We start from the raw sequence: 21,625 nt of genomic DNA on the forward strand, positions 1-21,625 counted from the left end.
GTCTCTTCTTAATGTTTAAACTTCAGATATATAATCTCCGCTGCCAAAAAATATCAACGAACAACAGGAATTATAAACCAATGACATACAATATCCAAAATTTTAGCAGATGATTTTACTGTTAAATCTTATTCTCCTGGTATTGATATTAAGATTGTCTTTTGAAAAAAGGCTACTTAAGTCTTTTTTATATAGGGGCTGGCCAGATGTGATCAGCATCCAACATCTGGTGTTCTGGGGAGCATTCATCGTGGCCAATTTATATTTATACTTAAATTGGTTTGATATTAAGGTGGGTTTGACACGGTTTTCTTTTATGTTGATTGCTAATGTGATCTTGTATCAGTTCTGTTTTCGCTACCTGGTTCCTACCTATTATGAAACAAAAAAATATCAGGAATACATCAGGTATACAGGGATAGTTTATGTTTTGTCTTGTTTGCTACGGATTTTAATTGAGCCGGAGTTGTTTAGGGATGGACAGGTGAATCAGGTTGCTTTTTTGTTGTTGGTATACGTGAGTCAGTCAATCATTATTTTGATCTCTTCTATGCTGGGGATTTCCAAGTTTAAGTTGATTGTTGAATCTGAGCTTGCAAAGATGGAGACGCTGAAAAAAGAAGCTGATCTTGATTTGATGAAATCCAAAATCAATCCTCATTTTTTATTTAATACACTAAACAATATTTATTCACACAGTTACCTTCAGGACCGTGGTTCTGCAAATTTTATTAAACAGCTTAGCCTGCTTTTACAGTATACCACCTATGAGGTTGGTAAGAAGCGAATTATTGTGGACAGGGAAATTGAAATGATTACTGCTTTAAGCAGTCTTTACCAACTAAAATATAATAATCGGTTGAATCTTGTTTTTGATTATTCAGCAAATGATTATTTTTCGATTATTGAAATTCCACCAACCATTTACTTTTCGCTTTTTGAAAATGCGATAAAGCACTCGGGAATGGGCGTAGATTTACAGGCGATGATTCATACGAGCCTCATTTTAAAAGATGATAAACTCTCATTCAGTATCAAAAATTCAAAGACTGATAAACTGATGCATTTGCAAGATGAGCACTATAGTGGTGCCGGATTAAAGATTCTAAAAACGATTATGGACACTGAATACCCAGGTAATTACAATTTCCAGGTTATTGAAACGGAAAATGAGTATATGACTATTCTTGAAATTAATATATGAAACAGTTAACCGCAATATATGTTGACGATGAGCTTCCTGCTTTAGAACTCATAAAAGACTATTGCTTAAATATTCCTGAAATTGATTTAATCCGCTGTTTTACCAATCCGGTTCAGGCTATGGAATTTCTTCATGAGCAGCCTGTGGACCTGCTAATCCTGGATATTGAAATGCCTGAATTGTCGGGAGTGGAGTTTGCGAAGAAATTAGAGAAAAATCAGTTGATCATATTCATTACCGCCGATCCTACACATGCGGTGCAGGCTTTCGAGCTTGATGTGATTGATTATCTTGTTAAGCCTGTTTTCCCGGAAAGGTTAGCTAAAGCACTGAAAAAGGCAGTGGATATTTACAGTTTTCAGGAGACGAACAAAGACAGTAATTATCTTGTTTTTAAATCGGATTATATGATGAACAGGCTGCAAAAGGATGAAGTGCTATGGGTAGAAGGTAGTGGAGAATACATAAAGATCGTCACAAGATTTAAATCTTACATGGTGTTGAGAAGACTGTCTGACTTTATTGAGAGCCATAGCGCAATGGGGTTTGTTCGTATACATAGGTCGTATATTGTATTAAAGGAGAATATAAAGTCTCATAACTCCCAGATGGTTATATTAAAAGATGGAAGTCAGCTGCCTGTTGGTCGAAGCTATAAAGTCAATTTTTAGTTAGCAAATGATATATTTGAAGATGGAAATAAATAAGAAGAGTCTAACTACCAGATCTGCTACAAATGCCGACTTGCCTAAGCTTGGCGAATTTCTACAAATGTTAGTTGATGCCGAGCGCCCTTTTAATCCTACTCTGAAAGATGGAGAAATTTTCTATTATGACATTGAAACACTGATAGAGGAGGAGCAAACAACAGTTCTAGTGATCGAGTTTAACGATGAAGTCATTGGATGTGGTTATGCCCAAATCCGACCGGCAAAAGTTTACGAACGCCATGAGTTCTTCGGTTATTTGGGTTTCATGTTTGTAAAACCAGAGTTTAGAGGAAAGGGAGTTAATGGGTTATTGTTAAATGATCTTAAGCAATGGGTTTTATCAAAAGGAATAACTGAGGTTCGTTTGGATGTATACCATGATAATGATGCGGCTGTGAAGGCATACGAAAAAGCAGGCTTCAAAAAATTGTTCACAACGATGCGCTGTGATATTGGCTGATCGTTCAGCTTCTAAAGAATAAAAGTATAGATTCCAGATAATTATATTTCAATTTTAACGCTAACGCTGATAGCCCCAAATCTGTTTATTTCCCCGCCCTGTAATTTGAACAATTTTTTTTGCGGTTTTTTTATAAGCCTTGCGAGTTTAACTCAAATACAATATGTTTGTTGCCTATGAGTTTAAGGTCCGCTACTGATTTGGAGCTACAGTCTTTCTTAAAGCAGGACAGTAGGGAGGCTTTTGAAGAAATTTATCATCGTTATTGGCGAAATATGTACCAGGCGGGGTTTTTTATTTTGAAAGACAATGATCTAACGCGCGATCTGGTGCAAGAAATTTTTATCAAATTTTGGGAACATCGCTATCATATTGAGATTACTTCCTTAAAATCATACTTATTGAATGCTGTTAAATATAAAGTAGCAAACAGCATTCGGCATGAAAAAGTAAAAGAAGTTTTTTTTACAGAAGCTCAAAAAGTAAACCTGGATTATTATTACCCCGATGATCAGCTCGAATTGTCACAATTAAAACAGTTCATTCAACAGGCAACTTCATCTTTGCCTCCTAAGTGTCGCGAAATATTTTTTTTAAGTAGAAATGAGCATTTAAGTAATAAAGAGATAGCACTAAAGCTTGGTATTTCCGAAAAAACTGTAGAAAATCAGATGACGATTGCTTTAAAAAGATTAAAAAGGGCATTAGGTAATCTGTATTTCTATTGTTTCCTGGTATAATTCTCTTTAAATAAAAAAAGAGTATTTATTTTTTGGGGGGAATACAGTTCTGAAGTGACTTGTATGTATATGGGGGAAATACATCTTGACAAAACAGAACTTCTTAACCTGGCATCCCGTATTACGGAAGGTGCTGCAAGTGATGAAGAAATCAGAAGATACAATGTAATTTATCGTTACTTTCAGCAAGCAGAGGCCATTCCACTGGAAACAGAGCAAGCCAACCTGCTGGGAGAACAAATGATCGAAAAGATCAATTACCAGTTGTTTCCTCCACGAAGTGTCAACATTCGTTCATGGATAACCAGGATTGCCGCATCTGTGATCTTAATTTGTTCAATTGGCCTTGGATTTTACTTTCTGAACGGTTCTCAAAAGGATTCTACCGAACAATTGGCTGTTGTTCCGGGAGGAAACAAAGCGATACTTACCCTTGCCAATGGTAAAAGGGTAATTCTTGATACGGCTCATGGTATCATTAGCAAGGAAGAGGATATGGCGATATCTAATGCTCCCGATGGTATTATTAGTTATGAAAAATTACAGTCCATATTAAATGGAAACGAATTGGAGTATAACGCTATTGAGACACCTAGAGGTGGGACTTATCGGATTAACCTATCTGATGGGACTAAAGTCTGGCTCAACTCAGCTTCTAAATTACGCTATCCTGTTGCTTATAGCAAACGAGAAAGAGTGGTAGAGTTGGAAGGTGAAGCTTACTTCGAAGTAGCAAAAGACCGAAGCAAACCTTTTAAAGTAAAAAGCAAAGGACAGGTTATAGAGGTACTAGGTACACATTTTAACGTGAATGGATATGAGGATGAGCCATTTATAAAAACGACCCTTTTAGAGGGATCAATCATGGTGTCTACAGCTAAAAATAAATTGGTATTAAAGCCCATGGAGCAGAGCATCAACAAGAATGGAGAGCTTTCAGGACAGCAAATGGCAGATGTGGATGAAGCCCTGGCATGGAAAAACGGATATTTCCAGTTTGATGATGAAAACCTGGAAAGTGTGATGCGTCAGATTTCCCGCTGGTATGATGTAGAAGTCGTATTTGTTGGGAAGCCTTCAAATAAAAAATTTAATGGGATCATTTCTCGGTCAAAAGGTATTAAAACAGCGCTCGAAATTATGCAAGCAACAGGAAATGTTAGTTTTAAGATGGAAGGGAGGAAGCTTATTGTAAAGACTTAACATCAAGCCCGCACATGAAGCTTTAAAAAATCAGGAGCGTTCGAACCGCCCCTGATCAATTAGGTTTCATTATTAACTATTGCTCGTAAACAATTATCAATCACACTAAACCTAATAACAAATGTATGAAATTTTACATGCTATAAAGCATGGGATGAAGCCCTATGCCTTTAAAATACTGTTGACTATGAAGCTCACCACTTTGCTGATTTTTTTTGGCTTATTACAGGTTAACGCAACCTCACGTGCCCAGATTACCATATCCAGTAAGCAAATTACGCTGGAAAGGGTTTTTAAGGAGATTCAAAAGCAGGCGGGGTACGATTTTTTTTACAACAATGACCTGATCCGGGAATTGCCCCCGATTGCGATGAATATAAAAAATGCAAGCGTAACAGAGGTGTTAAAGGCTAGTTTGGCGGGTAAACCTTTTCAGTACAAAGTGATCAACAATACTGTGGTAATCACAGCAGTTACAGAAGCACCAAGTGTTCCTAAATCCGTGCCTGTAAGGGTGGAAGGGATTGTCAGAGATGAGCATAACAAGCCGATTTCAGGCGTGGTCATTAAAATTAAAGGAAAAGACCGTGCAGTGGCTGTTACAAATAAGGATGGATATTATCTGATTCCGCGTGTAGATGACGGTGATGTACTTACATTTAAGTATATGGGTTATGCTCTTAAGGAAGTTGCCATTGGCAGCAAGCGTACTATAGATGTAAAAATGGAGCCGGTAGATAGTAAACTCGAAGAAGTAAGCATCTCTACAGGTTACCAGTACATTAAACCTGAGCAGAGCACTGGAAGTGTTGGCGTGCTTACGCATAAGGAATACGATAGCAGGATTAATACAACTGATTTCCTGACGGGGTTACAGAGTAAAATTCCTGGTTTACTGATCAATAGCGATATCGAATTTGAGGGGAACAGCTTGTTCCAGATCCGTGGTATATCCACCATAGGCGGTAATAAGCAGCCACTGGTGGTTATTGATGGTTTCCCTACAGAACTTCCACTTTCGAGTATCAATCCCAATGATATTGAGTCGGTTACCGTGTTGCGTGATGCGGCAGCGGCGGCCATCTATGGTGTCCGCGCTTCAAATGGAGTAATTGTCGTGGAACGTAAAAAGGCCAAAATTGGTAAGCCCAGTGTAAGCTACCGTGCTACCTTTAGCTTAACCCCTAAAGAGAATTATGAGCGTTACCGCTGGGATAAGGATGCTTCCAATACGGCTATTGAATTTGCCAAAGAAAGTAATGCAAATTTTGGCGCTACTGGCTGGACCTTGATGACGATTCCTTCTGCTGGTGCTGCCTTTACTTATTCACCTCCCGTAGTAATTATTGCCCAGAGGGCTGCAGGTATCATTACTGCAGAAGAGGCGGATCGTCAACTTAATGTGCTGAAATCATATAACAATACAGAAGATTATGGTCGTTTATTTCTGCAAAATTCTACTACGCAAACGCATAATCTGGATATTTCCGGAGGATCTGATAATGCAACGTACTTTATTACAGCTATGTACAATACCAGCGATCTTACGCAGATTAAAAGTAACAACAACCGGGTTGGTCTTTCTGCACGTACCAACCTTAAACTTTCCAAGCGTTTCTCTGTAGAGATCAATACGAGCTTCCAGGAATCTAATGTCAATTCCGTTCCCGTACCTGCCATTGGCAGTCTTTATCCATATGAAAGACTTGAGGATGAAAATGGCAACCCTCAATCTGTGTTCAATGGTTCCAGGGTCAGCCCATTTTTCAATACCATTATGATGGGATTTGGATCTCTGGATAACCTCTACTATCCGCTGGATGAAATTAACCAGGTAAGTGATAAAACACACTCCATCAACAACCGGTTTATTGGAAATTTTCGTTACGATATGGGTAAAGGCTTTAACCTTAATTTTGGCGGGGTATATGAAACTTCACGCTCAGAACGTCGCCATTTTGCCAACCAGAACTCTGCTGAAGCGAGGCAGAACATCAACCGATATATGGAATTCCCGAGTACGGGCATAGTTTACAATATTCCTAAAGGTGACCAGTTGAAGCAAACAAATAGCAGTACCGAAAGTTATACCGCACGTGTGCAGTTGAATTACAATAAGCTAATGGGCAACCATTCCATTAACCTGATTACGGGAGGAGAGATCAGAAGGGTGCTCAATAAAAGCAATTCAACAGCGTATTTTGGTTACAGTGATCAAAGTCTATTACAGCTTCCTGTTAATTTTAACTTGCTGGAGTCTAGTACTTTTGTGCCTGCTTATGCAAAAACGAATGCTCGCTTATCTTATTCCAGCCTTTTTGGACAAACCTATGTAGATGACCGCTTTTTATCGGGTTATTTTAATGCGGTTTATAGCTATAAAAGCAAATATTCGCTTACGGGAAGTATCCGTGTAGATCAATCCAATCTATTTGGTACAGATCCAGACACACGCTATAAACCATCATGGTCGCTGGGCGCCGGCTGGAACATAGATCAGGAAAAATTTGTACAGTCGCATGACTGGATCAACTCTATGAAAATGCGTGCTGCTTTTGGATTTAATGGAAATGTGGCTAAAAATGCCCTTCCACAGGTTATTGCTTCTTCCGGATTGAATGTGTTTGATAACACACTTACTACCTTATCACTATTGTCGCCGGCTAATAGCAGGTTACGTTGGGAACAGACCTATAACTTTAATTTGGGAGTCGACTACCGCATTTTTAAGAACATTTCGGGTAATGTAGACTACTATATGAAAAAAAGTACCGATCTCTTGGCATCTAACGAGATAGATCCTACAAAAGGTTTGGTTTCAGCTATCATAAATGAGAGTTCTATACAGAACAGCGGCTTAGAGATTGGTTTGCGTGCCGACTGGATAAGAAGGGGGGCCTTTAACTGGAATACCGGATTTGTGTTCTCGCACAATAAAAGCAAACTGCTTAAAGTATACAACACTCAGGTGTCGGTAACTAATCCAAAGTCCTTTCAATATGCCCTGGGCAACAGGACCAGTTACCTGGAAGGCTACGCTGTCGGTGCCATTTTTACTTACCGCTATGCCGGTGTGGATGATAAAGGAGCAGCGCTGATTTATGATAAGGATGGCAACACCAAGAACTTTGATGTGAACGATCAGGGGCTTAATGATGTTGATTACGTAGATTCTTCTATTCCCGCTTATAATCTTGGAATGAGTAACCGGGTAGATATTGGCGAATTCTATGTATACGCAATGCTAAACTATTTTGGTAAATTTAGTATCAGGATGCCTGTTCCGGATCCAGCAGTAACGCGTCCGCTTGAAGGGGCGAACAACTTTTGGAGAAAAGCTGGAGATGAAAACCTGCCAGAAATATTGCCAGCCCTTAAATATAGCAATTTCAATAAATACCTGGCTGCCACAGATAGGTTTGTAATGAATGGTACCTACATAACGGTGGGTGACCTTACCGCAGCTTATAGCTTTAGGAAAAGTAAGTTTGTGAAACGGGCAAAACTTTCTAATGTAGAGCTCAGGGCTCAGGCTTCCAATGTCTATACGGTGGCCATGAACAAGCAAAACTATAGTGCAGCAACCCGGAGTTACGAGAAATCCTATTTAACGCCCACCTACACCATGGCGCTCCATGTTAATTTTTAATTTTTTCAAGACCATAAAATGATGAAAAAATATACGAACCCAATTTTTATGCTCGCTTTGTCTTCGGCTTTGCTGATGATATCATGCAATAAATACCTTGATGTGCAGCCTAAAGGAGTACAACTGCTGGAAACCATACGTGACTATGACGCCTGGTTAAACAATATGGACTTGCTGACGTCCACACCATCGCAACTGAATATGCTGGATGATCATAGTGATCTTCCAACCATTAGCGCCACATTAACCAAAAGTGATGAGAAAGTTTATACCTGGCAGGCGCAATTTTCGGAACAGGTACCCGGAACGGCAATTTTATGGGGTAATTACTACCGGGCGATTTATTTGCACAATACGGTAATCAATAATGTAGATAAAGCTACCGGCGGCACCGACCAGGACAGAAGAAGGCTGAAGGCTGAATCTTTGCTGGGCAGGGCTTATGAATATCTTTTCCTGGTAAATCTTTATGCTAAAATGTATGATCCTTCAACGGCTGCTACAGATTTGGCTGTACCCTTTGTTACCTCAATAGATGTTACCGAACCTACACCGCCACGCAGCACGGTACAGGATATTTATAATCACATTTTTGAAGATATAAACCGGGCACTGCCGGACCTTCCAAAAGACAATGCTACCAATCGTTTCCGCGGTACAGTTGCTGCAGCCCATGGCGTAATGGCTAGGGCATATTTGTATATGCGCAATTTCCCAAAAGCTGCCGCAGAGGCACAGCTGGCACTTGATAACGGCCCAAACGTTGTTTTTGACTATAAATCGGCAAATAATGTCATCTCTGTTCCCGCGCTGATTAGAAGACCGGACGTAATTTATGCTAAAAATAGTGGCTTAACTTATCTGGGGAAAGAAATTCCTACACTGGATTTTTTAAAGAGTTTTGATACCAAAGACCTTCGGTTAAAAGTCTTTTATACCCTTACAGGCGATTATAGTTTTACTGTACGGGGGCGTACCAATTTTCAGCATTATGGAGTTGCTTCGGGAAGTCCAGTACCAACATGGGCCATTTCTGTGGCGGATATGCGGTTAATCCTTGCCGAAGTTGCCGCGCGTAACAATGAAACGGCAGTGGCATGTGATCAGCTAGACCTGCTGCGTAAAATGCGTTTCCCGGCAGCAAATTATGTCAAATTTACTTCCTCAGATAAAGAGGTAGTTTTGCAAAAAGTGCTTGCCGAAAGAGGATTTGAACTTGCGTTCTGTGGCAATCGCTGGTTTGATATGCGCCGTTTGGATGCAGAAGGACGTATGCCAGTGGTTAACCGTTACAATGGTGCAGGCCAAATCATTGCTACATTATCGCCTGGCAGCCCGCGATATGTTTTGCAAATTCCTGACCAGATTCTCTATTTTAACCAGGATTGGACACAAAATCCATAAAATCACAATCAAATCATAACACATTAACCCTTAATGAATGGCTACATATTTTGCTAAAAGCAATATGTAGCTAATCATTAGGTGGATTATAAAAAGATAAACAAAAATATCATGATGAAAAAACTAGTTGCATTTGTATTGTTTTTATTTCCCATAGCATTGATGGCACAAAAGGGAGATTATATATTGAAAGGTAAGTTGAAACCAGATGGGCTTATTAATAAAGCTTATTTTACTTGCAGTCAGTTTAATATACGCTCAGCTGCAGATGTTACAGACGGTATGTTTGAATTTAAAGGCACGATAGAAGAACCTGCAGAAGCTTTTATACTTGTCCAGTATAAAGGTACAATGAAATCGGAGCGTATTCCTTTTTATCTTGAACCCGGTAAAACAGAATTTATCCAGACCGACAATCCTGCGGAACCGATAGTTGTTAAGGGTGCTAAAGTTAATGCCGATTATCAAAAATTAATGACTTCCCTGAACCCGGTGCTTGATCAAAAAACAAAACTGGATGCACAGTTTAAGGCGCTGACTACTGAACAGCAACAGGATAAAGGTATCATGGCTGATTTTGATAAGAAGGAAGATGTAATGGCTAAAGAGCGTCAGGCGATCTGCCTGGCTTTTATAAAAGCCAATCCCGATAGTTTTTTGAGTTTGTATGCTTTAAATAAGTATACAGGCTACATTCCGGAATATGAAATTGCGGCTCCTTTATTTGAAAAGTTGTCGGCAAGGGTAAAAGCTACCCCTTCTGGAAAGGCCTATGCTGCCCAAATGGAAAGTTTAAAAAGCACAGCAGTAGGTAAACAGGCACCTGATTTTATGCAACCGGATTTGGAAGGTAAACCGGTTAAATTGTCAGATTACAGAGGCAAATATGTACTTGTAGATTTTTGGGCCTCTTGGTGTGGTCCCTGCAGGGCAGAAAATAAAAATGTCGCTAGATCTTATAGCGTTTATCATCCCAAAGGTTTGGAGATACTGGGTGTATCCTTAGATGTAGCGCAATTTAAACAATACTGGCTTAAAGCGATTGAAGAGGATAAGTTGCCATGGAAGCAGGTTTCTGATTTAAAGGCGGATAATGCGGCGGCTAAATTGTTTGGTATTCAGGCTATCCCCCAAAATGTACTGGTTGATCCGAAAGGCAAGATTGTAGCTAAAAATTTAAAGGGGCAGGATTTACATGATAAACTGGCTGAAATACTAAAATAATTTATGATGAAAAGGTTAATCGCGATAGCATTATTGATGATATCAGCTTTGTTTGCCGGGGCAACTGATAAGGATGGAATTAGGTTTACTGATGGGACATGGAATGAAATAACAGCGAAGGCGAAACAGGAAAAAAAACTGGTTTTTATCGATTGTTACACTTCCTGGTGTGGCCCCTGTAAAAAATTATCCGCGGAGGTTTTTCCCTTGAAAAATGTTGCTGAGGTCTTTAACAAAGAGTTCATCAATTATAAAGTGGATATGGAAAAGGGAGAGGGCATTGATTTACAGAAAAAATTCCATGTGGGTGCTTATCCAACGTTGTTGTGGGTTGATTATAAAGGAAATGTAATTCACCGTATTGTTGGGGCTGTAAAAGCAGAGAAGCTAATTGCTGAGGCAAAAAAAGCAATGAATGGCGGGAGTAATCAGGCGGATCTGGAAAAGAAGTATAAAAAGAATACGAATAATCCTGAGTCAGTGAAAGCGTATCTGAATTCTCTGATTGAAACTTCAGATTCCCGTGCTAAAGAAGTCGCCCTGCAATATTTGTCCATTATACCGAAAGAACAGTACCTGAGTAAAGAAGCATTTGATTTAATTGCAGCTTATGTTCAAAGTCCTTTTTCTCCGGCTATTAGCTACCTCTTGGAGCATCGCGCCGCATTTGATGGGAAATTTGGCAAGCAACGCGTAGATGTCACATTTGAAAACATATATTCCAGATATGCAAATGCGCTTACTTATAGTGTTAAAAATGGAAAAGAATTTGACGAAGCTGCTTTTCAAAAACTAATTGTATTCATGCAAGAACGACAATTCCCTTCAAAAGAGCAACTCATGGAAAATACCCGTATTAAAGTGCTTAAATATAAAAAGGACTGGAAAGGGTATGCAACTAAAATTAATTCATTAATTGAAGCTGGCTTTTATGAAAAGATTAGCTCAAGAATATATACACAGTGGTATGAGGCTGTGGTGGAGAGTGATTGTAGGGACAATGAGGTTTTGCAAAGTGCTTTAAATTGGATAGATATGGGCCTTAAAATTGATAAGGGATTTAGTATGTCTTATTTTGAACGAAATTGGGCTGCTAAATTGAAAATTTTGGAACGTATGGAGGGTAAGAAAGGAGAATTAGCCAAAGCCCGGATCGAATATGATTTGATCAAAGGACTGGATGTTAAACAAAATGAATATACTAAGCGACAGGCTGAGCTAACAAAAACTTTGCAAGCCTTAATTAATAAGGCGGGGAGTTAAGAATAAAAACCCCTTTAAATTTCAAGATTTAAAGGGGTTTTTAGTTTTTTTTGAAGTGTTTAAACTACAGTCCTGCTTTAATTTTTCCTATAACTTCTGAATATTGAGTATCAGAAAGTGAAACTTGTTGCGGGTTCATTTCAAAAACACTACCAAATCCATATCCATCTTTATATTTAGGAACAATGTGTATGTGTAAATGGGATAAGGTATCAGCATACGCGCCATAGTTGATTTTATCAGGATTAAATGCCGTAGCAATCGCTTTTCCTACTTTTGCCACATCTCTCATGAATGCGTTACGTTGCTCATCATCCAATTCATGAAATTCAATTCCATGGTCTTTATAAACCACATTACAACGGCCAGGATGCGATTGCTCTTTAAATAAAAACAATTGAGATACTTCTAAATCTCCGATTTTAATCATTAAACGATGTAGTGTTTCATTATTTTGGCAATACAAGCATTCTGAAATAGGCGTAGGCATAATATTATGTTAGATAAATGATTGATTTATTTTTAGCAAATTAACAATTTTAAAACTACTAAGGATTTATATTTAAAATGTACTTCTTCTGATCAGATCAAATTCGCAGTGGATTTGCTTGAAGTTTTTATCCAATATCATTTGTGCTGCTAAATGCCCCATTTGCTTGAAATTTGTAGAAAAAACGGTCAGACCATTCAATATAATTTCATTTATTGGGGATTCATTGTAAGAAATCACCCCGATATCAGTTCCGATTTTGTAGTTTTTCTCTTTTGCAATGCCAGCCAATTCGATCAGTTCTAAATCAAGCTGGCTATTTAAAATTAAAAAGACTTCGCCCGATTTTATTTTTGCCCTGTCAATAGTATGGTGTATTTCATAGTTTACACCATTTTCAATACAAAATGTTTCTATACCTTTTTTTATTAAGGGGGCATACAAACTGCCCGGCATTGAAATAACATTAAGTTTTTTAAAACTACTTAGAATGTCAATTCCAGATGAAAGACCATTATAAATATCCTTTTCAAAGTCTTGATAGACTGCTCCAAATTTGCCATTTAAACCCTCGATATTTCTGTCGACTAGTAACAGCTTTCTGTTTGGTATTTTGCTAAGAATTTTCACAACTTTCTTTTGAATTGTTTGCTGAAGGGGGAAGTGGGGTGCTATTATATAATAATCGTAATTATCCAGATTCCCCTCAACAAAATGTTGAAAAAGCGCTATGTCTTGATTATGCAGAAGAATGGTTATTTCTGATAAATCACCTAATGCAGATACAAATGAGTTGTATAAGACTTGCTTATAGGTACTGAGTTTGTCAAAGATTAACAGGATTTTTATTTTGTGCGCTGTATTGGTTTTTACATAGAATCCTTTTCCGTGTGATGAATCTATTAGTCCTTTTTCCCGGAGAATGGAGTAAGTTTTTTTTACCGTTTCTTTTGAGATTTGTAATTCGTCTGATAGTCCATTCATAGAGGGCAAAAATGTTCCCTCTGCCAAATCACCGGATGCTATCAAATTTTGAATCGCTGTGATAAGCTGTTTGTAAACAGGTGTTTTTGAGAACGAATCAATCTTTATTTTCGATTTCATAGAGCTTATTTGGCTGCCATATATTTTTGTACTGAGTTGTAGTGTGGTGCAAAAGTAATATATTTTTAGGTATGGTCTATTATATATGAATATAGTCTTGAATTTATTTGGATAATTCATTTTAATAGTTAGATTTGCACCACACTACACCACACCACTATCTAGTGTTTGATGTGGTATTAAGTAGTATCAATACTTTATTAACCAAATAAAACCAAATATGAACATGAAAAAAGTAACTCTTAAGCATTTACTATGCTCGTTTATGCTACTTGGAAGCATCAGTGCAAGTGCACAAAACATCACAGAAGGCGCAAAGTTAACAGCGGAATTCCCAAGTAGTAATCCTGTTGAAAATGTTTCAAAGCTGGTAGATAATAATTTATCCACTAAATTCTGTATACGTAATGTTTCAGCGATGTGGTTTAAATTTGAACTCACAGCACCTGTTATGGTGACAAAATATACAATTTCTTCGGCCAATGATATGCCAGATCGGGACCCCAAAGCCTGGATATTACAGGGCTCTGACGATGGATTGAAATGGAAAGATCTAGATGTTAAAAAAGAGGAGAAATTTAATAGCAGGAGAGTTACCAATACGTATGAATTTCCAAATTCTGTAGCTTATAAATTTTACAGATTAAATGTAACTGAATCTAATGGAGCTTCATTTCTCCAGTTCTCAGAGTGGAACCTAATCAAATAGTTAAACCATTTTAACCAGTTATTGTGATGAACTCAATAAACAGATCGCTTACGATACTAAAATATGCACTACTCGTGCTACTGATTAATACATTAACTTCTGTTCGTTTAAAGGCGCAAAATGAAATGGCTTTTGCAGCCGGAAAAACATACGAAGTGCCTAAAAATGAGAAGGTAAAGAAAAAGATTGCAGAATGGCAGGACCTTAAGTTTGGTTTGTTTATGCACTGGGGTACTTATAGTATCTGGGGAGTAGTAGAATCGTGGTCTCTGTGTCCTGAAGACCGTAGTTTTACGCAACGTACCGGCCCTTATGCCGACAGCTACTATGGTTATAAGAATGCATACGAAAATTTACAAACCCAGTTTAATCCAACCTTGTTTAATCCAGAAAAATGGGCACTGGCAGCAAAGAATGCAGGTATGAAATACATGGTATTTACAACTAAACATCATGATGGATTTTGCATGTTTGATACAAAATATACCGATTACAAAGTCACTAGTGCTAAAACTCCATTTTCCTCCAATCCCAGAAGCAATATTACGAAAGAGGTCTTTGATTCGTTCCGCAAGCAGGATTTCATGCTCGGGGCCTATTTCTCTAAACCGGATTGGCATAGTGAGGATTTTTGGTGGTCTTATTTCCCTGTAAAAGATAGGGGCGTAAATTATGACATTACAAAATACCCAGACCGCTGGAAAAGGTTTAACGATTATACTTATAATCAGGTTGAAGAGTTGATGACTGGTTATGGAAAACTAGATGTTCTTTGGTTTGATGGCCAGCCAAAAATGGAAATGTCGTCAATCGTTGAAATGGCCCGTAAAGATCAGCCGGGAATTATCGTGGTCAACAGATATGGAAAACCGGAATACATAAATTACCTGACGCCTGAACAAACTATACCTGAAAAATACATCCCTTATCCATGGGAAACCTGCATGACCATGGGACGTGCATGGTCGTATAATAGGCAAGAAAAATTTAAACCAACACGAAAACTCATACAAATGTTGGTTGACATCGTTGCGAAAAATGGCAATCTGCTACTTAATATAGGACCAGGACCTGATGGGGAATGGCACAAAGAGGCATATGAAAGGCTAGAGGAGATTGGTAAATGGATAAAAGTGAATGGCGAATCTATATATGGCACTAAGCCTGTTTTGCCATATAGGCAAGATAAATGGGCGTTTACTGGTAAGGATAAAGCACAATATGTATCCTATTTGCCTGACGAAGATGAACGTGACTTATCGTCAAAAATGACGATCCCTATGTCTTCAATAAATAAAAACGCAAAAATCAGTCTGCTAGGGTCGGATAAATTGTTGAAATGGACAAAAGCTGACAATCAAATACTTGTGGATGTTCCGAAGGAAGCGATAACCCGACTTTCAGGACAGCCTGTGTGGGTATTCAAAATTATTTAAAAATGCTTTATCCAATACAATAGGAATAACCAGCCTGGAAAAACAAAAGCTAATCGAATAACCAAATATTAACCTAACATTCTAATGTGTAAGATTTCTACTGTATTTATATACCGGTCTTATTTCTGCATTCCGGCTAAATTTCTGCGCTCAGCGAAATTGATCCTCATGATCTGGATCGTAGCTTTCATTCAATTCGCTGCTTTAGCGCATGCACAGGCTCGGACGATCTCCGGGAGTTTTATTCATGGACCTGTTGCTGGTGTCGTAATTATAGGAAAAGTAACTGATGAGAAGAACGTACCCTTAAGGGACGTTAACGTCAAAGTTAAAAATACAAATGTAGCGACCAGGACTAATGAGGAAGGACAATACAAAATTTTAGTAGCTGATGAGAACGCGATTTTGGTTTTCTCATCTATTGGCTATGGATCCAGGGAAATTACCGTTACAAAGCGAACGGTGATCAATATGGTCTTAAAGCAACTGAACACTGGATTAAATGAAATTGTAGTGATTGGCTACGGTAGCATAAACAGAAAAGATATTACCGGATCCATTGGCTCTGTAAATCTAAACGAGGTGCAAAAAGCTCCGGTTACAAACATTATTGACGCCCTTGCCGGACGTGTGGCAGGTGTTCAGGTGAATAGTTCAGACGGTCAGCCTGGTAATGTGGCCAATATTGTCATTCGCGGTGCCAATTCCCTAAGCCAAAGCAATGCCCCCTTATATGTAGTGGATGGTTTTCCATTGGAAGACGCTTCGGTAAACTCCATTAATCCAGCAGATATCGAATCAATGGATATCTTAAAGGATGCCTCAGCAACGGCTATTTATGGCGCAAGGGGCTCAAATGGTGTAATTGTTATTACAACAAAAAAGGGTAAAATTGGACCACCTGTAGTTTCATTTAATACCTATTATGGTCTGCAGAAGAATACAAAACGCATGGCGATGCTCGACGCTTATAATTTTGTTAAGCTTCAGCTGGAAACAAATCCCGGTACCACTACACCGATTTTTATTTACCCAGCACATCCTGATCTGGAATCTTACAGGAATGAACCAACTGTGGATTTACAGAACAGACTTTATCAAAATGGACTCATTGGAAACTATGATCTGGCAGTCAGAGGGGGGACCGACAAAACTCGTTATTCTATTTCAGGAAACTATATAGATCAAAAAGGAATTATTATCACTTCAGCTTTTAAGCGCTATCAAGCACGAATTACCCTCGATCAGACGATAACCGATAAAATTAAAGTTGGTATTACTGCGAATTACGCTTATTCCAATGCTTCCGGATCGCCTATAGCAAAGCAGGGGGTAGCCACTGGTTTGACCAGTTCTAATGGTTCCGCAGGAATATTATATGGCGTTTGGTCCTGGCCAGCAACGCCTGGAAACTATGTTGGACTTCAGGATCAGGGCGACGACGGTTATGACCAGCAATTACCGAATGATACAAGGCTGAATCCTATTATTGATCTTCAAAATCAATTGAGGCAAAGTCCTACAACCAATTTATTTGCAAATGCCTATCTCGAATATAGAATTACGAAAAAACTGACTTTAAAGAGTACTGGTGGTTATACCACTAATAACGCCGAAGCAGATGCATTTTATAACTCTAAAACTTATTATGGCAGGGATACGATACCCGGCAGGACTACTGTGGGTAATGGGGTAAGTGGTTCTATTAATTATGGAAATTCAACTGTTCTGTCAAATGAGAATACACTGGTTTATGATACCAGGATCAATACTAAACACCGTCTGACCATTTTGGGTGGCGCTACGTTTTTGCAGACAAAAACAAGTATTCGTGGTTTTGCGACGACGCACATTCCTACAGACTATGAAGGATTGGGTTTGAACTCGCTCAATCTGGCGCCAACTTTATGGTCTAGCACTGGAGCGAGCTATAGCGTTACGGCTGCCAGTTCTTCCATCTCTACGCAGGCCTCTTTTTTGAGTAGAGTGAATTACGCCTACCAGGATCGGTATCTTTTGACAGGGTCTTTTCGTGCGGATGGCTCTTCTAAATTTTCTCCCGGCAACAAATGGGGGTATTTTTCATCGGGAGCATTCGCCTGGCGGATCATAAATGAGAATTTTATGAAAAACATCAAAACCATTTCAGATGCTAAAATCAGAATGGGTTACGGCGAGACGGGAAATAACCGGGTTGGTGATTTCGATTATCTGCCACGTTTGGGCTTCGCCTCAGCAACTAGTTTTACAGGTTATACCTACAACAATCAGGCTGGGGGATCGGGCGCAACGATTGGGAACATCGGTAATCCGGATTTAAAATGGGAAACTACTGCAATGTCGAATGTTGGGATAGATTTAGGTCTATTTGAACAACGCATTCAGCTTACCGCAGATTGGTATAAAAAAACAACCAGTAATTTATTATTGAATGCTAATGTCCCGCTTACACTTGGGGTTTCTAATGCCATCCAGAATGTTGGGAAAATGCAGAATACCGGGCTGGAGTTTACGGTTACCACAGCAAATATTAATGGACCTAAATTTTCCTGGTCTAGTTCATTCAACATTAGCTTCAACCGCAATAAACTATTGGCCCTTACTGAGGGAGCCTCTTATTTAACGCTTCCATCCCAAACCATTGTAGGTTTAGGCCAGCTGAATACTTATAATAGTTTGTCACCATATATTTCTATAGTGGGGCAGCCTGTTGGACAAATGTATGGTGTAGTATTCGATGGTTTATATCAGTATGCTGATTTTGATAAAATGCCAAATGGAACTTATAAGCTAAAGCCTGGAATACCTTATTATACATCGGCCGCGACACCACAACCTGGTTGGGGGAAGTATAAAGATTTGAACAATGATGGGGTGATTGACCCCAAGGATTATACAATTATAGGACGTGGACTACCTATTCATACAGGCGGTTTTACCAACAATTTCAAATATCAGAATTTTGATTTAAATGTGTTCTTACAGTGGTCGTATGGTAATGATCTGATCAATGCGAACCGGATCGTTTTTGAAGCGCCGGCAGATGGTACCTATAAATTGATTAACCTGATGGCCACGATGGAGAACCGTTGGTCGCCGACCAATCAGCATACCGATATCCCTGTTGGAGTGGGTACTAATTATGCAGGATATAATTCAAGAGTGATTGAAGATGGTTCGTATTTACGACTAAAAACAGTATCGATGGGCTATAATCTGTCTGCTAATTGGTTGAAAAGTATAAAGATATCGGCGTTCAGGTTATATGTTACCGCTCAAAACTTATATACGTGGACAAAATACAGCGGCGCTGATCCTGATGTATCAGTAAGAAATACTGTTCAATCACCTGGGTTTGACTATATGGCTTATCCAATGCCAAGAACTGTTGTATTTGGATTTAACGCGACCTTTTAACTGAAAAATTGATTGTTATGAAACTAAAATATGTAATTCTCATTCTGGTTATGGCGGGCTTAACATCTTGCAAGGATTTTTTAGATACCAAACCAACCAGTTTTATTACGCCTGGAAATTATTATTCAACGGGTACACAATTACAAACGGCACTCAACAGTGTTTATGATGTGATTACAAATGGCGGAGCACTGTATGGTTTTAATGCTGATATGCTTTTTAGGTGGGCATATACCTGCGATGAAAGTACAGCCCGCCTTTATCCTGAAAATACATTTTCCTATGACTCTGGCTCCAATAGTGCCAGGTTGGCCTGGCAGGCATTGTACGCCGGAATTGAAAGAGCAAATTTGTTGCTCGCAAATTTAGATAATGCTAGTGTAGACCAAGGGCAAAAAAACATTATAAAAGGGCAAGCCCTGTTTTTACGTGGTTACTTTTATTATTTGCTGGTGGTTTGTTATGGCGATGTACCCTTAATTATCGAGCCTACACAGTCGGTAACAGGTGACGTGAGTGTGGCCAGAACTCCTGTTAAGGAAGTTTATGCACAAATATTAAGTGATATGACTAAAGCAGAGGAATTACTTGGCAAGGCGAACTTTACAGCGAAATCATTGGGATATGCTGAAAAAGTTACTGTAGATGCTGTACAAGGATTTTTGGCAAAAGTTTGTTTGACTATGGCTAGTCCCGGTGCATCAGGAACACCTGTAGATGTTTCTAAATATGGGGATGCGATAACCTGGGCTGACAAACTAATTACTTCAGCTGATCATACACTTATTTCGGATTACAAACAGGTATTTATCAATTTAATGCAGGATAAATACGATGTAAGAGAATCGATTTGGGAGGCTGGTTTATATGGTACAAGCAGTACTGAAGGAAGTAACTACACGATGCTTATTGGCATAACGAATAGTCCTGGCGGCGGACAAGCAGCCTACGTCACAAAAAAACTTGTAGACTCCTATGCCGTATGGGATTCTGTTAGGTCGAACTGGAATTGTCCTAAGTTCTTTTACAAAGCTGTGCCGGTCAATTTTTCACCAGTAACTACCCCTGTAACTAGTCCCTGGTACATCCAAGCTGGAAAGTTTCGCAGAATGTACGAAAGCACTTTTGTGGGATTAGGTGGAACTGGTCAAAGTGCTTACAATTCTACAAATGTCCCGTTATTAAGACTAGCAGATGTTTACTTAATGAAAGCGGAAGCCGAAAATCAAGTGAATGGAGCAACGAAAGCTGCTTATGATGCAGTCAATGCCGTAAGAAGAAGGGCATTTAAAGTACCTATAAATCTACCGAATGCGGTTTGCGATCTGACCCCCAACTTAGATAAAAATGCATTTATGGACTCCATAAAAGTAGAAAGAATGAGGGAACTCTGTTTTGAAGGCATCAGAAAATGGGACCAGGTACGTTGGGGAAGTTTTGTAACAGATATGCAAAATCTATTGGTGCAGGCAAATGCAACCTTTCCTTCAGGTACACCAGCAGGGTTAAATCCAAATATGATCAGGACTATACTTCCTGCTGTAAGTCAAAAACATTTTTTACTACCTATACCTAGTCTTGAATTGCAGTTAAATAATAAACTAACACAGAACCCAGGTTGGTAAGCAACACATTTAATAAATAAAAGAGATGAAATATATTTTTTATGCACTCCTGTGCTGCTTGTTTTTGAATGCCTGCAGCAAAAAGATAGAAGTAGATAATCCTGAAAGTTTGACCGTTTCCGTAGATCCGGCGCATTTAAAGAATGATACGCTTTATTATAAGGTTGGTGATACAGCTAAGTTCTTCATGAGCGGAAACGCAGGCCATATTTTATTTTACAGTGGGGAGATTGGACGTAATTATCTGTATGCTAATCGCACAGTTGCTCAAGGCATTCCACAACTCGTATTTACGTCAAATGCGCAGACTGGTACACAAGCAAATACCCTCCAGGTTTTGGCTACAAATAAATTGGCCAAGCTTGACGAAGAACATATTGTTGCGGCCAACTGGACGAATATTACGAGCCGGGCCACACTTTCAATTGGTAGTGGGGCAGTCGCGAGCGGAACCATCAATATGGCCGATTTAATTACCGGTACATCCGATTCACTATTTATTGCTTTTAAATATACTGGGCTTACGGGAACCGCTCAAAGAACATGGACCATCACTAATTTAACGGTAAATAATGTTTTGCCCGATGGCAATATTGTACCTCAAGTCACGCTTGCTGCAGATTTGAACTACTGGACAAAACTTAAAATAGGTAGCTCTACTGCTAATTGGGTGCCCACAGCAACACAATTGCAAGTTGTTGGTGGTACTGCCACTGCACCTAATAATATATCCTGGGTAGTCAGCAAGCCTATATATGTAAGCAGAATTAATCCCGATGTGCCAGTAGTTGTGAAACCACTGGCTGGTGAAATTCCTGTATATACAATTGCCGGTAAAACGTATAGCGGCTATAATTATCAATACAATACGAAAGGAACATATGCCGCTACGATAGTTGTGTACAACAATTCTATTGATGAACAAAAGACGGTGATCAAACAGTTTATTATTAAAGTGCTTTAGAGCCTGTTTTTTAAGAATTTAAT

16 protein-coding genes are annotated in these 21,625 nt (G+C 38.9%); 14 read left to right on the forward strand and 2 right to left on the reverse strand.

Annotation, left to right across the window (positions count from 1 at the left end; translation table 11 throughout):
* Positions 1 to 109 precede the first annotated feature (109 nt).
* From BLS35_RS00235 to BLS35_RS00275, 9 genes are all read left to right on the forward strand, one after another.
* A complete protein-coding gene (locus tag BLS35_RS00235; protein WP_090776780.1) occupies positions 110 to 1,204 on the forward strand; it encodes a sensor histidine kinase in 1,095 nt (364 codons plus the stop codon).
* Positions 1,201 to 1,875, forward strand: a complete 675-nt coding sequence (locus BLS35_RS00240) for a LytR/AlgR family response regulator transcription factor (RefSeq protein ID WP_090776781.1) — start codon at positions 1,201 to 1,203, stop codon at positions 1,873 to 1,875. Before BLS35_RS00235 ends, BLS35_RS00240 begins: the two co-directional genes overlap by 4 nt.
* A 22-nt stretch (positions 1,876 to 1,897) precedes the next feature.
* The gene (locus BLS35_RS00245) at positions 1,898 to 2,374 is read left to right on the forward strand and encodes a GNAT family N-acetyltransferase (protein ID WP_090776782.1); all 477 of its coding nucleotides are present in this window, start codon (positions 1,898 to 1,900) and stop codon (positions 2,372 to 2,374) included.
* 176 nt (positions 2,375 to 2,550) lie between these two features.
* Positions 2,551 to 3,114: an RNA polymerase sigma-70 factor gene (locus BLS35_RS00250; RefSeq protein WP_090776783.1), complete on the forward strand. Its 564-nt coding sequence runs from the start codon at positions 2,551 to 2,553 to the stop codon at positions 3,112 to 3,114.
* Between the two features lie 69 nt (positions 3,115 to 3,183).
* Positions 3,184 to 4,317, forward strand: coding sequence for a FecR family protein (locus BLS35_RS00255; protein ID WP_165973195.1), 1,134 nt, complete (start codon positions 3,184 to 3,186; stop codon positions 4,315 to 4,317).
* 121 nt (positions 4,318 to 4,438) lie between these two features.
* Complete coding sequence (locus BLS35_RS00260) at positions 4,439 to 7,966, forward strand: SusC/RagA family TonB-linked outer membrane protein (protein WP_090776785.1); 3,528 nt, start codon at positions 4,439 to 4,441, stop codon at positions 7,964 to 7,966.
* An 18-nt stretch (positions 7,967 to 7,984) separates the two neighbouring features.
* Entirely contained in the window at positions 7,985 to 9,370 is a 1,386-nt protein-coding gene (locus tag BLS35_RS00265; protein ID WP_254778570.1) for a RagB/SusD family nutrient uptake outer membrane protein, read from the forward strand.
* A gap of 111 nt (positions 9,371 to 9,481) precedes the next feature.
* Entirely contained in the window at positions 9,482 to 10,594 is a 1,113-nt protein-coding gene (locus tag BLS35_RS00270; RefSeq protein ID WP_132225906.1) for a TlpA disulfide reductase family protein, read from the forward strand.
* Positions 10,595 to 10,597: 3 nt separating this feature from the next.
* Positions 10,598 to 11,857, forward strand: a complete 1,260-nt coding sequence (locus tag BLS35_RS00275; protein ID WP_090776787.1) for a thioredoxin family protein — start codon at positions 10,598 to 10,600, stop codon at positions 11,855 to 11,857.
* Between the two features lie 64 nt (positions 11,858 to 11,921).
* Here BLS35_RS00275 and BLS35_RS00280 read toward each other — a convergent pair whose 3' ends face one another.
* The gene (locus BLS35_RS00280) at positions 11,922 to 12,347 is read right to left on the reverse strand and encodes an HIT family protein (RefSeq protein WP_090776788.1); all 426 of its coding nucleotides are present in this window, start codon (positions 12,345 to 12,347) and stop codon (positions 11,922 to 11,924) included.
* A 72-nt stretch (positions 12,348 to 12,419) separates the two neighbouring features.
* Positions 12,420 to 13,451 carry a GntR family transcriptional regulator gene (locus BLS35_RS00285; RefSeq protein WP_090776789.1) on the reverse strand — a complete coding sequence of 344 codons (1,032 nt, stop codon included), beginning with the start codon at positions 13,449 to 13,451 and terminating at the stop codon, positions 12,420 to 12,422.
* Positions 13,452 to 13,677: 226 nt separating this feature from the next.
* Between BLS35_RS00285 and BLS35_RS00290 the strand changes: the two genes are divergently transcribed.
* From BLS35_RS00290 to BLS35_RS00310, 5 genes are all read left to right on the forward strand, one after another.
* The gene (locus BLS35_RS00290) at positions 13,678 to 14,160 is read left to right on the forward strand and encodes a discoidin domain-containing protein (protein ID WP_165973194.1); all 483 of its coding nucleotides are present in this window, start codon (positions 13,678 to 13,680) and stop codon (positions 14,158 to 14,160) included.
* A 26-nt stretch (positions 14,161 to 14,186) separates the two neighbouring features.
* Entirely contained in the window at positions 14,187 to 15,596 is a 1,410-nt protein-coding gene (locus tag BLS35_RS00295; RefSeq protein ID WP_207909068.1) for an alpha-L-fucosidase, read from the forward strand.
* 84 nt (positions 15,597 to 15,680) lie between these two features.
* Complete coding sequence (locus BLS35_RS00300) at positions 15,681 to 19,013, forward strand: SusC/RagA family TonB-linked outer membrane protein (RefSeq protein WP_254778572.1); 3,333 nt, start codon at positions 15,681 to 15,683, stop codon at positions 19,011 to 19,013.
* A 17-nt stretch (positions 19,014 to 19,030) separates the two neighbouring features.
* Positions 19,031 to 20,638, forward strand: coding sequence for a RagB/SusD family nutrient uptake outer membrane protein (locus BLS35_RS00305; RefSeq protein ID WP_090776792.1), 1,608 nt, complete (start codon positions 19,031 to 19,033; stop codon positions 20,636 to 20,638).
* Between the two features lie 25 nt (positions 20,639 to 20,663).
* Positions 20,664 to 21,602, forward strand: a complete 939-nt coding sequence (locus BLS35_RS00310) for a DUF5017 domain-containing protein (RefSeq protein ID WP_090776793.1) — start codon at positions 20,664 to 20,666, stop codon at positions 21,600 to 21,602.
* Positions 21,603 to 21,625: the final 23 nt, after the last annotated feature.

This window comes from Pedobacter sp. ok626, assembly GCF_900100435.1.
Taxonomy (GTDB): domain Bacteria; phylum Bacteroidota; class Bacteroidia; order Sphingobacteriales; family Sphingobacteriaceae; genus Pedobacter.